This is a genomic window from Paraburkholderia sp. GAS199, assembly GCF_050436585.1.
GTDB lineage: Bacteria > Pseudomonadota > Gammaproteobacteria > Burkholderiales > Burkholderiaceae > Paraburkholderia.
The window spans coordinates 1,172,868-1,186,858 of the sequence record NZ_JBNDMM010000002.1; the positions used below are offsets into that span (position 1 = coordinate 1,172,868).

Annotated in this window: 11 protein-coding genes and 1 riboswitch; of the genes, 9 read left to right on the forward strand and 2 right to left on the reverse strand. The window is 63.6% G+C overall.

Going from position 1 to position 13,991, the window contains the following annotated elements:
• Positions 1-104 precede the first annotated feature (104 nt).
• The gene (locus P3T18_RS11325; protein ID WP_429299981.1) at positions 105-1,814 is read right to left on the reverse strand and encodes an isovaleryl-CoA dehydrogenase; all 1,710 of its coding nucleotides are present in this window, start codon (positions 1,812-1,814) and stop codon (positions 105-107) included.
• A 306-nt stretch (positions 1,815-2,120) separates the two neighbouring features.
• On the opposite strand from P3T18_RS11325, the gene P3T18_RS11330 reads away from it, so the two are divergent.
• The gene (locus P3T18_RS11330) at positions 2,121-3,776 is read left to right on the forward strand and encodes a GMC family oxidoreductase (protein ID WP_429299982.1); all 1,656 of its coding nucleotides are present in this window, start codon (positions 2,121-2,123) and stop codon (positions 3,774-3,776) included.
• A 264-nt stretch (positions 3,777-4,040) separates the two neighbouring features.
• Positions 4,041-5,789 carry an OmpA family protein gene (locus P3T18_RS11335; protein ID WP_429299983.1) on the forward strand — a complete coding sequence of 583 codons (1,749 nt, stop codon included), beginning with the start codon at positions 4,041-4,043 and terminating at the stop codon, positions 5,787-5,789.
• An 88-nt stretch (positions 5,790-5,877) separates the two neighbouring features.
• Here P3T18_RS11335 and P3T18_RS11340 read toward each other — a convergent pair whose 3' ends face one another.
• Positions 5,878-6,840, reverse strand: a complete 963-nt coding sequence (locus P3T18_RS11340; protein ID WP_429299984.1) for a LysR substrate-binding domain-containing protein — start codon at positions 6,838-6,840, stop codon at positions 5,878-5,880.
• Between the two features lie 114 nt (positions 6,841-6,954).
• On the opposite strand from P3T18_RS11340, the gene P3T18_RS11345 reads away from it, so the two are divergent.
• The 7 genes from P3T18_RS11345 (at position 6,955) to P3T18_RS11375 (ending at position 13,965) form a co-directional block, all read left to right on the forward strand.
• Positions 6,955-7,413 (forward strand): CidA/LrgA family protein, encoded by a 459-nt coding sequence (locus P3T18_RS11345; RefSeq protein WP_429299985.1) that lies wholly within the window; start codon positions 6,955-6,957, stop codon positions 7,411-7,413.
• Positions 7,414-7,437: 24 nt separating this feature from the next.
• Positions 7,438-8,172 (forward strand): LrgB family protein, encoded by a 735-nt coding sequence (locus P3T18_RS11350; protein ID WP_429299986.1) that lies wholly within the window; start codon positions 7,438-7,440, stop codon positions 8,170-8,172.
• Positions 8,173-8,320: 148 nt separating this feature from the next.
• A complete protein-coding gene (locus P3T18_RS11355; protein WP_429299987.1) occupies positions 8,321-9,118 on the forward strand; it encodes a glycosyltransferase family 2 protein in 798 nt (265 codons plus the stop codon).
• Positions 9,119-9,169: 51 nt separating this feature from the next.
• A riboswitch (S-adenosyl-L-homocysteine riboswitch) is annotated at positions 9,170-9,306 on the forward strand.
• 33 nt (positions 9,307-9,339) lie between these two features.
• Positions 9,340-10,758 (forward strand): adenosylhomocysteinase, encoded by a 1,419-nt coding sequence (ahcY, locus tag P3T18_RS11360; RefSeq protein ID WP_429299988.1) that lies wholly within the window; start codon positions 9,340-9,342, stop codon positions 10,756-10,758.
• 139 nt (positions 10,759-10,897) lie between these two features.
• Complete coding sequence (locus tag P3T18_RS11365) at positions 10,898-11,251, forward strand: phage holin family protein (protein ID WP_013340808.1); 354 nt, start codon at positions 10,898-10,900, stop codon at positions 11,249-11,251.
• 21 nt (positions 11,252-11,272) lie between these two features.
• Positions 11,273-12,103: a methylenetetrahydrofolate reductase [NAD(P)H] gene (gene metF, locus P3T18_RS11370; RefSeq protein WP_429299989.1), complete on the forward strand. Its 831-nt coding sequence runs from the start codon at positions 11,273-11,275 to the stop codon at positions 12,101-12,103.
• A gap of 218 nt (positions 12,104-12,321) precedes the next feature.
• Positions 12,322-13,965, forward strand: a complete 1,644-nt coding sequence (locus tag P3T18_RS11375) for an ABC transporter substrate-binding protein (RefSeq protein ID WP_429300093.1) — start codon at positions 12,322-12,324, stop codon at positions 13,963-13,965.
• Positions 13,966-13,991 lie beyond the last annotated feature (26 nt).

A 13,991-nucleotide genomic window follows, 5' to 3' on the forward strand; every position in this document is an offset into this window, starting at 1 on the left:
CCTGATGGATGTCGATGCGCGTGAACCGCGCTTATTGATGTGTGAACTACGTTGCCGATGTTCCGGCGTGACGGCGAATGGCGTCGGCGAAACGTGTACGAAACTCAGGCCGGAAAAGCCCGTTCGACGATCGCCGCATGATCGATGGTGGCCGGCAGGGTGCCGTACACGCGACCGCTTTCGCCGCAGCCGTCGGCCAGACGCGTGGCGATGAAGGCGTCGGCGATGGCGGCGGGCGCGTGCTTCACGAGCAAGGCGGCCTGCGCGATCAGCACGATCTGCTGGGCGATCCGGCGCGCCGAGGCTTCGCGCGCGGCGGGCGCGCCTTCGAGGCTGGCGGCGAGCCGGCCGAGCGCGGCACCGAGCGCCGGGTGTCCTTGCGCGTCGTGCTGCCACGCGGCGAACAGCGCCTGCGCCGCTTCGGGCTCGCGTTCCATGGCACGCAGCACGTCGAGACACATCACGTTGCCCGAGCCCTCCCAGATCGAATTGACCGGCGCCTCGCGATAGAAGCGCGCCATCGGGCCGGTCTCGACGTAGCCGTTGCCGCCCCAGACTTCCATCGCCTCGCCGGTGAATTCCAGCGCGCGTTTGCAGACCCAGTATTTCGCCGCGGGGGTGACGATGCGACGCCACGCGCGCTCGGCGGGCGGCGCCGTCGCGGCGTCGGCGGACGCTTCGAAAGCGCGCGCGAGCCGCATGAACAGCACGGTCGCCGCTTCCGACTCCAGCGCGAGATCGGCGAGCACGTTGCGCATCAGCGGCTGATCGGCGAGCGGCTTGCCGAATGCGCTGCGATGCCGCGCGTGGTGGATGGCCTGCACGAGTGCCGCGCGCATCAGCGCCGCGCTGCCGATCACACAGTCGAGCCGCGTGTAGTTCGCCATTTCGATGATGGTCGGCACGCCGCGTCCTTCGTCGTCGATCATCACGCCGTACGCGTTGAAGAATTCGACTTCGCTGCTGGCGTTGGATCGATTGCCGAGCTTGTCTTTCAGACGCTGGATCTGCACCGCGTTCTTGCTGCCGTCCGGCGTGAAGCGCGGCACGAAGAAGCAGGAGAGGCCGTCGTGGTCGTCGGTGCGGGCGAGCACCAGATGCGCGTCGCACTGCGGCGCGGAGAAAAACCATTTGTGGCCGACCAGCTGATATTCGGCGCCGCGTCCGGTGCCGCGCGTCGCGTGGGCGCGAGTCCGATTGCTGCGCACGTCCGAGCCGCCCTGTTTTTCGGTCATACCCATGCCGATCATCGCCGAGCCTTTCTGCGCGAGCGGCACGTCGCGCGGATCGTGTTCGCGGGCGTACAGCTTGTCGCGCAACGTGTCGAAAAGCGCCGGTTCGCGCTGCAGCACCGGAATGCTCGCGAACGTCATGGTGAGCGGACACAGCGAGCCGGATTCGAGTTGCGCGTGCAGGAAGTAGCCGGCGCAGCGCGCGACCATCGCGCCGGGCTGCGGATCGGAAAACGGCAGCGCATGTAAACCTTCCTGGCGCAGCAGTCCGAGCAATTCATGCCACGATGGATGAAACTCCAGCGCGTCGATGCGCTCGCCGCGCGGGCTGTGTGTGAAGAGTTCGGGCGTGTGGCGATTCGCCAGTTCGGCGAGCGCGAGCGTTTGCGGCGTGCTGAGCGCTGCGCCGTGACGCAGCAGCGCGTCGCGATGCCACGCGGCGCCATCGCGTTCGAGTGCCGCGGACAAGGCGACGTCGCTCGCGAACAGGTTGTAATCGGCGAGCGGCGGCGCCTGATTGTCGACCTCGTGAGTGCGGCCGTGGGCGAGGTCGAGACCGACGCCTGGTTCGTGCGAATCCATCTGCTGTCTCCGTTCACCGGACACGCGCCGTCGTCGATCGACGGCGTGCTGTTTTATTGGTCTGCGCCGTGCCGTATTCTGCGAGCAGAACACGTGTCGGACCGCGTTTGAATGCTGTGCGCCGCAGTGCGACGGGCGTTGGCGCGTCTTTCATCATAGGGTCGCGAGGGGGCTTTCGTTTAGAGGAATCGCTCTGCCGCCGGCGCGCCGCGACCCCTGAACGCTCCCTACAATGCCGATGAACACACGTAGACAAGTGTGCACGAGACAGGGTCCGGCGGCGACGCGGCCCACCAGGAGGAACGTATGCAATACGACTACATCGTCGTCGGTGCAGGCTCGGGCGGCTGTTCGCTCGCGAGCCGTCTGGCCGATAGCTGCCCGGACGCCACGATCGCGCTGATCGAAGCCGGGCCGCACACGCAGCGCAATCTGTTCGTGAACATGCCGGTGGGCGTTGCGGCCGTCGTGCCGCACAAACTCAAGACCAACTACGGTTATCTCACCACGCCTCAACCCGGACTCGGCGGACGCCAGGGCTACCAGCCACGCGGGCGCGGTTTCGGCGGATCGAGCGCGATCAACGCCATGATCTACACGCGTGGTCATCCGCTCGATTACGACGAATGGGCGCAACTCGGCTGCGAAGGGTGGTCGTGGGCGGAAGTGCTGCCTTATTTCCGGCGCGCCGAGGGCAACGAACGCGGCGCCGACGCCTGGCACGGCGACAGCGGCCCGCTCACGGTGTCGGATTTGCGCTTCCGCAACCCGTTTTCGAAGCGCTTCGTGCAGGCCGCCACCGAAGCGGGTTATCGGCTGAACGACGACTTCAACGGTGCGGAACAGGAAGGCATCGGTTTCTATCAGGTGACGCAGCGCGACGGGCAACGCTGCAGCGTCGCGCGCGCCTATATCTACGATAAACAACGCCCCAATCTGCACACCATCGCCGATGCGACCGTGCTGCGCGTGAGCTTCGACGGCAAGCGGGCGAACGGCGTCGAAATCGTGCGTGGCGGCCGCACCGAGCATCTCGAAGCGCGAGCCGAAGTGGTGCTCGCCGCGGGCGCGTTCAATACGCCGCAATTGCTGATGTGCTCGGGCGTCGGGCCGGCGGCGCATTTGCAGTCGCTCGGTATTCCGGTGTTGCACGACGCGCCCGAAGTCGGCCAGAACCTGATCGATCACGTCGATTTCACGATCAACAAGCGCGTTTCGTCCATCGAACCGACGGGCTTCTCGATTCGCGGCATCGCGCGAATGCTGCCGCAATTCGTCACGTTCATGCGGCACGGGCGCGGCATGCTGTCGAGCAACGTGGCCGAGGCGGGCGGTTTCCTGAAGAGCCGTCCGACGCTCGAGCGGCCCGACCTGCAATTGCACTTTTGCGCGGCGCTCGTCGACGATCACAACCGGCACATGCACTGGGGCCACGGCTACTCGCTGCACGTATGCGTGCTGCGCCCGCACAGCCGCGGCACGGTGACGCTTGCGAGTGCGGACGCGCGCACCGCGCCGGTGATCGATCCACGCTTTTTCAGCGACTCGCGCGACCTCGACCTGCTGGTGGAAGGCGCACAGATTGCGCGGCGGATTCTGGCCGCACCCTCGCTCGCCTTGCATGGCGGCAAGGAGTTGTACACGCATCCTGGCCAGACCGAAGCCGAGTTGCGCCAGACCATTGCCGAGCACGCCGACACTATTTATCACCCTGTCGCGACCTGCCGGATGGGCGGCGACGCGCGCTCGGTCGTCGATCCGCAATTGCGGGTGCGCGGGGTCACGGGCCTGCGTATCGTCGACGCGTCCGTCATGCCGACGCTGATTGGCGGCAACACCAATTCGCCGACGGTGATGATCGGCGAACGCGCGGCCGAATTGATCGCACAGGCGCGCCGTGCCGGGCCGACGGTGGCTTCGGTGGCGGTGAAACCGGCGGGTGTGACCGGCGTCGCGGCCTGAACTTGCGGTCTGGTTGTGAATGCGAAGCGCGTCCGAATCGGCGAACGCGCTCGTAGTATTTCGAGCTGGCTTTCGTCCGGCGACTGCCAGGCCTCTTCCGCTACTTTCTTAATTTTGCACGCAAATTCAAGAAAAATGAGGCGAACATCGGCTAATTCGTCATAAATTGTGCTGCTTCGTTTATGAGATTCCCTCGCGCCTAAAATCGCGCCGCGAAAAGAGCGCGTCAGGTGACACGTTCGGGAAACTCAAGGAAGCGAAGCGATGAGTATCAATGTAATGCAGTTGATTCAGTCCGCATTGACGGACGGTGTGGTGCGACAACTGGCGGCCCGCTTCGGGCTGCCGCCAGACGCCACCCAGAAGGTATTGGCAACGACCGGCCCGGCGCTGGTTGCCGGTTTGATGCAGAAGGGCGCGACGCTGGACGGCGCACGCTCGCTGTTCGCCACGATGCTCTCGCCGGAAGTCAACGGGCACATCGCCGAACAGTTGCCGCAGTTGCTCGGCAGCACCGGCGGCATGAGCCAGCTGGAAACCACGGGCCGCAGCCTGCTGGAACGCGTGCTCGATCGCCGCGTCGACGCGCTCAGCGACGAAGTCGCGGGCCAGACGGGCGTGCCGGCTCACGCCGCGCATGCTATGACGGGCATCGTTGGCGCCACGATGCTGGGCATCCTCAAGAAGCACTTTCTCGAAGGCAAGGGCAACGTCGGGCAACTGCCTACCTTGCTCGGTCATCAATTGCCGATCATCGCTCCGTATCTGAACGACCGCGCGATGGGCGCGCTCGGCCTGAGCGGCCTCGGCGCCTTCACCGGCAACATTCTCGGTCAACTGAAAGCCGTGTCGGCGAGCCTCGACCATACGGCTGCCGTCAAGCCCGTCGCGGAAGCCATGTCGTCGGTCCGCGTGCCGGCGGATGCCGTGGTGCGTGCGGAGCCTCGCTCGCACAAGTGGCTCTGGTGGTTGCTCGCCGCGATTGCCGCCCTGCTCGCGTTCCTCTTCCTGCGTGGCTGCCACAACGAAACGGCCAGCGAGCCAGCCGGCAATGACACCGCAGCGAGCGCCGTGGCCGCTTCCGCGCCGGCCGCAGCGTCGGCTGACGTGGTCGCCTCGGCACCGGTTGCCGCCTCCGCCGACGCAACCGCTTCCGCACCCGTCGCCGCTTCGGCGATGGCGGCCAGCGAAGTGCAGCAACCGGCCGCCGCCCCCGCGCCGACCAAAGACAGCCAACTGACCTTCAAGGTCAACGCGGCAGGCAAACCGGCGATCACCGCCGTTGTCGGCAGCGAAGCCGAGCAGAAACAGCTTCTCGATGCGCTGACGCGTCGCCTCGGCGCCGGTCAATTCGACGCCGACATCTCGGTCAATGCCGACGTGAAGCCGGCTGATTGGCTCTCGCATCTGGACGACCTGTTGCCGCTGATGGCAACGCCCGGCGCGGAAGTGAAAATCGACGGACCGCATATCGAATTGAGCGGCTCGGCGGCCGATGCCAAGCTCGGCTGGCTCGACAAACTGAAGTCGCTGTTCGGCGCGTCGTACCAGATCGGCGCGTTCAACGTCGAACAGGCCGTGGCCAACGCAACCGAAAATTTCCGCGGCGCTATCAAGAACCTGCTGACGCCGGACAGCTCCTGTGCCGCCGCCGACGTGGTCAAGGTGCTGAACCTGCAAGTCATCAACTTTGCGAGCGCCAGCGCGCATGTGCCGGTTTCGGCGGTCGAAGATCTGAACCAGTCGGCGCAAGTGCTGCAGGCCTGCGCGAAGAATGGCAAGAGCGCGAAGCTCGAAGGGGCGGGCTACTCGGATAACGTCGGCGGTCAGCAGTCCAATCTGCAACTGTCGAAGAAGCGTGCCGAAGCCGTGCGTCTGTATCTCGTCAAGATGGGTGTGCCGGCTGATTCGCTGGTCGCGCAGGGCTACGGCGATGTGCGTCCGGTGCAGAGCAACGACACCGCGAGCGGCCGTTTTGCCAACCGCCGCATCGAGTTCGTCTCGCAGCAGTAAGCAGGGCGTTCAGGCGGCATCCCGCGCCGATGCGGGAAATGCCGTCCGCCGTCCGCGCCGCCCGGTTTGCACGCCGGGCGGCCCGTTGTCATTTGGCGTGCGGGGTTTGAGCCGGTGTCGTGATGCCGGTCATGCCGATGCCGGGTCCCAGCATGAAGTCGTCACCCGCCTGGCCCGGCAGCGTTTCGCGCGCAACCTCCAGCCACGCGCGCGCCGCGTGCGAGAGGTAGCCGTTGCGGCGCCAGCCGATTGCCATTTCCCATGGAATTTCCGGTTCGACCACCGGGCGGCAGGTGAACTGCGCCGGATCGAGCCGCCTGCAATACGGCGCGGGCAGCAGCGCAATGCCCACGCCCGCCAGCACCAGAGCGGCCATGAAGTCCCAGTGTCCGCTGCGCCCGACAATGGTCGGCGCAAACCCGGCGGTGCGGCATGCATTCAACACGACGTCGTTGAGCGCCAGGCTCTCGCCGTAGAACACGAACGGTTCGTTCGCGAGGTCGGCGAGCGGCACTTCATGCAGATCGTCCCAACGCGAACCCGTGCGCGCGACCAGCCACAGCAATTGGCGCGTCATCGGCAATACGTCGATATTTTCCGGGTCGACCGGTTGCAGCACGCCGCCCAACTCTAGCTCGCCGTTGATGAGCGCGGCCTCGATCGCACGTGAACCCTGCTCGAACAGCTTCAGTTCGATTTTCGGGTAGCGCTGACGGAAAGCGGCGATAGCAGGCGTGAAGAGCGAGCCGCCCATGGGCGGAATGCCGATGGTGAGTTCGCCGCGCCCGAGCTTGTCGAGATCGTTCAGTTCGGCCTGTAGTTGCGCATGCGCGGCGAGCACGTCCTGACCGCGCTGATAGACGATGCGTCCGGCGTCGGTCAGCACCATCTGACGGCCGTCGCGCAGCAGCAGCGGCGAGCCGATTTCGTCTTCCAGCGACTTGACCATCTTGCTGATAGTCGGCTGCGTCACGAACATGAGTTCAGCGGCGACCGTGAAGCTCTGTTGACGAACCACTTCGACGAAATACCGCAGCGCACGTAGTTCCACGATCTCTGGCTCCGAAATTCCAATTTGGAATGGTTCGAATGATTGTAAGTCATTATATTTATGTTGCGGCGAAACCCATACTGACTTTCAACAGATGTCCACTTAGGGATTGCCATGACGACGCCCGCTATTTCTCGATTCGACAAGTCCGCGCGCGCCGGCGGCGCGCTGCGTTTCGCGCGAATCGCGATTCAAAGCGCCGCGTTGTGCGGTCTCTGGTTCGTCGCTGATTACGCGGTCCGCTTGCTGCATCTGCCCGTGCCCGGCGGTGTCGTCGGACTGGTGGCGTTGCTTGCGCTGCTGTTTTGCGGCGGCGTGGCGCCGCGCTGGATCAAGGCAGGCGCCGACTGGCTGCTCTCGGACATGCTGCTGTTCTTCATTCCGGCCGCGGTCGCCGCCGTGCAATACGGCGGCCTGTTTCGCGAGGACGGCTGGCGTCTCGCGCTGGTGGTGGTGGCCGGCACGCTGATGGTGATGGTGGCCGTGGCGTTCGCGGTCGAACAGGCTGCGCGGCTCGAACGGCGGCTCGCGCTGCGTCGCGTGATGGTGGCGCGGCACGTCGCCCGCGCCTGAGTCGACTTCACACCAGGTTTCCCGATGAGCGCGCTCTACACCTCGCTTTATGCCGCATTGTTCGCCGACGACGCCTCGCGTCTGATCGCGGCCGGCTGCTTTGTGCTCACCGTGGCGCTGTATTTCGCGTCGAAGGCGCTGTACGCACGCGTCAGATCGCCGTGGCTGACGCCTTTGCTGGCGGTGCCGGCCGTGCTGGTGGCTCTGGTCGTGCTGCTGCACATTCCATATCCCGTCTACTTTCAGGACACCCGCTGGCTGATGTGGCTGCTCGGGCCTGCTACCGTCGCGTTCGCGGTGCCGATCTACGAGTACCGCGATCTGTTGAAGCGGCACTGGATTTCGCTGACGGTCGGCGTGACGGTGGGCATCGTGGTGGCGGTCGGCGGCTCGCTGGCCTTGGCCAAGCTGCTGCATCTGTCGCCGGAATTGCAGCGCAGCCTGATGACGCGCTCCGTGTCGACGCCGTTTGCGCTCGCCGTCTCCGACAAGATCCACGCGCCCAAAGATCTGACCGCGCTCTTCGTGATCGCAACAGGTGTCTGCGGCATGCTGTTCGGCGAGTTGGTGCTCGGACTCGTGCCGCTGCGCACGCGGCTCGCGCGCGGCGCGCTGTTCGGTGCGGCGGCGCATGGCGTGGGCACCGCCAAGGCGCGCGAACTCGGCAACGAGGAAGGCGTGGTCGCCAGCCTGACGATGATGATCGCCGGTGTCGTGATGGTGCTGCTCGCGCCGATGCTGGGCTTGCTGCCGATCTGACGCAACAAGGGACGCAAGAACGGACGCGCAAACCCGCGCGACATTCGGCAAGCACGCCGCACCCGCTCCATTTCAAGATGAGCACGGCCGAAGGCAGACTAACATCGACGCCCCTTCACCGCCCGGCCCATTGCGGCCCTCGCACGCCATGCTTCCCATCACGATCGTCATTCCCTGCTACAACGGTGCGGCGACCCTTGCCCGCGCGCTCGGCAGTTGCATGATCCAGCCGGAAGCGGCGCAAATCATCGTGGTCGACGACGGCTCGACCGACGCGAGCGCTGACATCGTGGCAAGTTGCGGAGCCATCGACGCGCGCATCGGTCTGCTGCGCATGCCGGTCAACGGCGGCGCGGCGCGCGCGCGCAACTGGGGTGCGATGCACGCCGAGCATGGTGTGCTGGCCTTCCTCGATGCCGACGACGAATATCTGCCCGGCGCGCTTGCCGCCGCGGCCGCTTTCCTCGCGGACCATCCCGCGGAGATGTCGATTCGCTTCGACGTCGACTACGTGGATTTCCCGCTCGCGCTCACGTCGCACGCTGAATTCGAACAGCATGCGGCCACGCTCAGCAATACGGTGCCGAGCAGTCTGGTGATTCGTCGCGCGGCATTCGCGGCGCTCGGCGGATTTCCGATGGACGACGCGTTTCGTCGCATTGGCGGCGAGGACGGCGCATTCTCATGGGCGTTGCGCGAAATCTTCGGCAACCGGCGTCTGACCGACGCGAAACGCGTGCGCATGCATTACCACGCCGGCATTCACGCCGAACGCTACTTCCGCATTGCGCTCGGCATGCAGATTGCCAGCCCGGTCGATACCGCCGAAGCGTTTCACTATTCGCAACGGTTTCTCGACGCGGCGCGAACGGGCGTCGGACAGTTGCTCGCGGCCCGGCCGCTGACCGCCTGCGTTGCAGACGCCACGCCAACGGCCGCCGGTTAACCCTGGGTCGACACGCCCCGAAGCCATCTCAATTTGCTACAATCGACGCTCGTCTTCGAGGAGCGTTGCGACGGGTACCGCGAATAGTCACATTCGCAGGACGCCCGCCAGGCTCGGAGGCTTCAATCGGAGGGTCAGGGCGCGCCACGCGCAGTCCTCGCCCCCGCATCGAACCGCGCTCACGTCAAATTTCTAGTCACTATTTTAGAAAGGAGGGCGTGATGAACGCCGCTGTTCTCGATTCAAAAAACACCGATTTCCACGTTGCCGATATGTCGCTTGCTGCCTGGGGCCGCAAGGAACTGAATATCGCTGAAACCGAAATGCCCGGCCTCATGCAAACGCGCGAGGAATACAAGACGTCGCAGCCGCTGAAGGGCGCGCGCGTCGCGGGTTCGCTGCACATGACGATTCAGACCGGCGTGCTGATCGAAACGCTGACGGCACTCGGCGCCGACGTGCGCTGGGCATCGTGCAACATCTTCTCGACGCAAGACCACGCTGCGGCCGCAATCGCGCAAGGCGGCGTGCCGGTGTTCGCGTTCAAGGGTGAGTCGCTCGACGAGTACTGGGAATTCTCGCACCGCATTTTCGAATGGCCGAATGGCGAATTTGCCAACATGATCCTCGACGACGGTGGCGACGCCACGTTGCTGCTGATCCTCGGCTCGAAGGCCGAGAAAGACCGTTCGGTGATCTCGAAGCCGGAAAACGAAGAAGAAGTCGCGCTGTACAAGTCGATCGCGCGTCATCTGGACGCCGACCCGGTGTGGTACTCCACGCGTCTCGCGCACATCAAGGGCGTGACCGAAGAAACCACGACCGGCGTGCATCGTCTGTATCAGATGGAAAAGGAAGGCCGCCTGCCGTTCCCGGCCATCAACGTGAACGATTCGGTCACGAAGTCGAAGTTCGACAACCTGTACGGCTGCCGTGAATCGCTGGTCGACGGCATCAAGCGTGCGACCGACGTGATGATCGCGGGCAAGATCGCGGTCGTGGCCGGTTACGGCGACGTGGGCAAGGGCTGCGCGCAATCGCTGCGCGGCCTCGGCGCTACCGTGTGGGTCACGGAAATCGATCCGATCTGCGCGCTGCAAGCGGCCATGGAAGGCTACCGCGTCGTGACGATGGAATACGCTGCCGACAAGGCCGACATCTTCGTGACGGCCACCGGCAACTTCCACGTGATCGGCCACGATCACATGGCTGCGATGCGCAATAACGCAATCGTCTGCAACATCGGTCACTTCGATTCGGAAATCGACGTCGCGTCGACCCGCAAGTACACGTGGGAAAACATCAAGCCGCAAGTCGACCACATCATTTTCCCGGACGGCAAGCGCGTCATCCTGCTGGCAGAAGGCCGCCTGGTGAATCTGGGTTGCGCGACGGGTCACCCGTCGTTCGTGATGTCGGCTTCGTTCACGAATCAGACGATCGCGCAGATCGAACTGTTCGTGCACGGCGACAAGTACGAAAACAAGGTCTACGTGCTGCCGAAGCATCTCGACGAAAAGGTCGCGCGCCTGCATCTGGGCCGCATCGGCGCGGAACTGACGGTGCTGTCGGACTATCAGGCAAGCTACATCAGCGTGGACAAGAACGGTCCGTTCAAGCCGAACCACTACCGTTATTGAACCCGCGCCAAGCGTGCGTTCAAGCCCGCGGGCGGTTTAAAAGCATGAAAGTCTGACGACGAGGCGGCGCGCAATGCGCCGCTTTGTCCGCCATGCCCGCCTTCTTTCATTCAACGGACATCCTGCCAAGGAGCTCTACATGACCGTGCTGCTGACCTGGCTGATCAACGCGCTCGCGCTGCTGATCATCACCTACCTGGTTCCGTCGATTCATATCCGCAGTTTCGGCACCGCATTGATCGTCGCGGTGGTGCTCGGATTGATCAACACGATTCTGCGGCCGGTGCTGATTCTGCTGACGCTGCCCGTGACGATTCTCACGCTCGGACTCTTCATTCTGGTGGTCAACGCGTTGTGCTTCTGGCTGTGCGCGTCGCTGCTCAAGGGCTTCGAAGTGTCGGGATTCTGGTCGGCGTTCTTCGGCTCGATTCTGTACAGCATCGTTTCGTGGCTGCTGTCCGCGCTTATTTTCGGCAACCGCAGTCTCGGTTGACCGTCGGTTGACTACTGAATCATGAACCCGATCGAACTTTCATTCGAATTCTTCCCGCCCAAGACGCAGGAAGGCGTCGATAAGCTGCGCGCCACGCGCGAGCAGCTTGCTCCGCTCAAGCCCAAGTTCGTGTCCGTCACGTTCGGCGCGGGCGGTTCGACGCAGCAGGGCACGCTCGACACGGTCGTCGATATCGCGAAGACCGGACTCGAGGCCGCGCCGCACGTCTCGTGCATCGGCTCGTCGAAAGACAGCCTGCGCGCGATCCTCAACGAATACCGCGCGCACGGCATTCGCCATATCGTCGCGTTGCGCGGCGATCTGCCGTCGGGCATGGGTGAAGTGGGTGAGCTGCGCTATGCGTCGGAACTGGTGAGCTTCATACGCGCCGAGTTCGGCGACTGGTTCCGTATCGAGGTGGCCGGCTATCCGGAGTATCACCCGCAGTCGCGCTCGCCGCGTCAGGATCTGGAGAACTTCGCCCGCAAGGTGAAGGCCGGCGCCGATTCCGCGATCACGCAGTACTTCTTCAACGGCGACGCGTATTTCCGTTTCGTCGAAGATGCGCGCAAGCTCGGCGTCGACGTGCCGATCGTGCCGGGCATCATGCCGATCACGAACTTCTCGCAGCTGATGCGCTTCTCGGAGATGTGCGGCGCGGAAGTGCCGCGCTGGGTGGCGCGCCGTCTGGAAAGTTTCGGCGACGACCGCGACTCGATTCGCGCATTCGGGCTGGATGTGGTGACCGACCTGTGCCAGCGTCTGATCGACGCCAAAGTGCCGGGTTTGCATTTCTACACGCTGAACGGCGCCGCGGCGACGAAGGCGGTGTGTGAGCGGCTCGGCGTCTGAAAGAGCGCCTGGCTGGTCGAGAAAACCGCGTGGCTCAAACGGCTGCGCGGTTTTTTTTCGTCCGCCGCCGGGCGGCGGTCCCGTTCCGAAATCCTGCTGCGGCGCAACAAGCGTGCCCATTCGAGATTGCCTTGCGGCGTGTAAGCCCGCATTGAACCCGAATTTTGTGCTGTCTATGATCGAACCGCAGCTGACGTGGCTGCTGTGCGGAGAACATGATGACAGTATCCCGGTTGCTGTTTGCAGTTCGCCATACCTGCCTTCCCGTTTTGAGCGCGTGCGCCGTTCTGGCCGGCGGCCTTTCCTCCGGCGCGGCCCAGGCGGCCTCGTTGCCCGACAAGACCCTCGTGTTCTGCTCCGAGGGCAGCCCGGCGGGCTTCGACACCGCGCAGTACACCACCAGCGTCGAGTTCAGCGCCGGGTCGTACACGGTCTATAACCGGCTCGTCGAGTTCGCCCACGGCAGCACCGACATCGAACCCGGTCTGGCCGAAAAGTGGGACGTGTCGCAGGACGGCCTGCAATACACCTTTCATTTACGTCACGGCGTGAAGTTCCAGACCACGTCGTTCTTCAAACCGACTCGCGAATTCAACGCCGACGACGTGCTTTTCACCTATCAGCGCATGCTCGATCCCGAGCAGCCGTTCAGAAAAGCGTACTCGGTCCCGTTCCCGTACTTCACCGATCTCGGTCTCGCCAAGAATATTGCGAGCATCGAAAAGCTCGATCCGTACACCGTCCGCTTCACGCTGAAGGAAGTCGACGCGCCGTTTTTGCAACAGATCGCGATGCCGTTCGCATCGGTTCTATCGGCGGAATACGGCGACCAGTTGTTGAAAGCGGGTAAGGCGTCGGATATCAACCAATATCCGGTCGGCACCGGCCCGTTCATTTTCCGCAGCTATACGAAAGACGATTCGATTCGCTTCGACGGTAATCCGGATTACTGGAAACCTGGCGTCGTCAAAGTCAGCAAGCTGATATTTGCGATTACCGTCGATCCGGCGGTTCGATTGCAAAAGTTAAAGCGCGGCGAATGTCAGGTGATGGCTTATCCGCGTCCTGCGGATATTGCCGCCGTGAAAGCCGATACTTCGCTCGTGATGCCGAGTCAGGTCGGTTTCAATCTCGGCTATATCGCGTACAACACCACCAAAAAGCCGCTCGATAACGTGCTGGTGCGCCGCGCACTCGATATGTCGATCAATAAGAAAGCGATTATCGACTCGGTGTATCAGGGCGCGGGTCAGGCGGCGACCAACCCCATGCCGCCCACGCAATGGGGTTACGACAAGAATCTCAAGGACGCGCCTTACGACGTCGACAAGGCGAAGGCGCTGCTCAAACAGGCCGGCTATCCCGACGGTTTCGACCTGACTTTGTGGGCGATGCCGGTGCAACGGCCGTACAACCCGAATGCGCGTCTGATGGCGGAAATGCTGCAGGCGGACTGGGCGAAAATCGGCGTGAAAGTGAAAATCACGACCTACGAATGGGGCGAATATATTCGCCGCGCGCATTCGGGCGAGCATGAAGCCATGCTGATCGGATGGACCGGCGATTATGGCGATCCCGATAACTGGCTGGGCGTTCTGCTGGGCTGCGACGCCGTGAATGGCAGTAACTTTTCCAAATGGTGCTACAAACCTTATGACGATCTGATCCGGAAAGGTCGCGGCACGACCAATCTCGCCGATCGGACCAAGGCTTATACGGAAGCCCAGGAAATTTTTAAAGACCAGGTGCCGTTCACGCCCATCGCCCATTCCACGGTGTATCAGCCCATCAGCAAGAACGTGACGGGTTTCAAGGTCGATCCCTTTGGGCCGACCCAATTCATGAATGTCGGTCTGAAATAGGCAGACGGCCCCGTCGCGGGCCGTTT